1 protein-coding gene is annotated in these 1,504 nt (G+C 62.1%); it reads left to right on the top strand.

Features of this window, described 5'->3' with window-relative positions:
* Positions 1 to 71 precede the first annotated feature (71 nt).
* Positions 72 to 1,445, top strand: coding sequence for an ISNCY family transposase (locus ACXJKO_RS31640; protein WP_457094958.1), 1,374 nt, complete (start codon positions 72 to 74; stop codon positions 1,443 to 1,445).
* Positions 1,446 to 1,504 lie beyond the last annotated feature (59 nt).

The following is a 1,504-nucleotide window of genomic DNA, read 5'->3' as shown; positions in this document are numbered from 1 at the left end:
GTTAGAATGTCCTGATCCTGCAAAGTAGGAATGTCACACTCCCCGCTTCTGAACGATGCGGGAGAACGCGGATGGGACTGATAGCGATGAGCGAGCGCGACCTGCAGCGGATTGAGGTTCTGTCGAAGGTTGTCGAGCGCCGCATGACGATCGTCTCGGCGGCCCATAKCCTGGCGCTGAGCCCGCGGCAGGTTCGCCGACTGCTGGAGCGGTTGCAAACCGATGGCGCCGCCGCCATCCGGCACAAGGCACGCGGCCGACCCTCGAACAATCGTATCAGCGGCGGCGTGCGGGATTATGCCCTGGCGATCGTKCGGGAGCGTTACRCCGATTTTGGCCCGACCCTGGCCGCCGAGAAGCTGACCGAACAGCACGGGTTGACGGTGTCGCGCGAGACCTTGCGCCAGTGGATGGCTGAGGCGGGCCTCTGGTTGTCCCGCAAACAGCGACGCAGCTTCCATCAGCCTCGGCTGCGGCGCGAAGCCTATGGCGAGTTGGTGCAGATCGACGGCTCGGACCATCGCTGGTTTGAGGATCGCGGTGAGCCATGCTCGCTGCTGGTCTTCATTGATGATGCAACGGGCAAACTAATGCAGTTGCGGTTTGTGCGATCAGAAAGCGCCTTCAGCTATTTTGAAGCCCTGGAGCTCTATCTGCAGACCCATGGCTGCCCTGTCGCTTTCTACTCCGACAAGCATTCCGTGTTTCGGGTGGCCAGACAGGAAGCCAGGAACGGCCAGGGCATGACGCAGTTCGGCCGTGCTCTGAGCGAACTCAACATCGAGATCCTGTGCGCCAATTCCAGCCAGGCGAAGGGGCGTGTCGAGCGCGCCAACCGGACGCTCCAGGATCGTCTGGTGAAGGAGCTGCGCCTGGCGGGAGTTGCCACGATGGACGAGGGCAATGCCGTTCTGCCCGGCTTCATGGAACGCTACAATGCCAGGTTCGCACGGATTCCTGCCCGGCCGGCTGATCTCCACCGGCCGCTGAACGTGCCACTGAACCGGTTGCGGGAGATCCTGTGCCGGCGCGARCAGCGCTATGTTGGCGCACAGCTGACATTTTCATACGAGCGCAAGCGGATCATGCTGGAGGAGAACGACGTCACTCGCGGGCTCGTCGGCCGATACGTTGAGACCTACGCCTTCGCCGACGGCAGGCTTGAGGTGCGGTGGAAAGGGCATGTCCTGTCCTACAGGATGTTCGACAAGGACCAGCGTGTGACCCATGCGGCGATTACCGAGAACAAGCGGTTGGGCGAGGTGCTGGCCTATATCAAGGAGCGGCAGGACCAGCTTCCTCGACCGAAGGTCAAGACCAACAGCGAGAAGACCGGCTACAAGCCGCGGGGTTCCAAACCGGGACGCAAGACTGATGTGATGTCCGATCCGGCCATCGCCGCCAAACGTGAGCGGGCACTGGCTCGCCTCGCCGCCGCGGAGTGACATTTCTGCTTTGCAGGCTAGCGGACATTTCAATCTGGCAGCCACATCTGGCAGCCACA

The sequence above is a fragment of the Microvirga sp. P5_D2 genome, assembly GCF_054049475.1.
The sequence above is the reverse complement of the archived record's forward strand: the minus strand, read 5'-3'. Positions and strand labels throughout refer to the sequence as shown.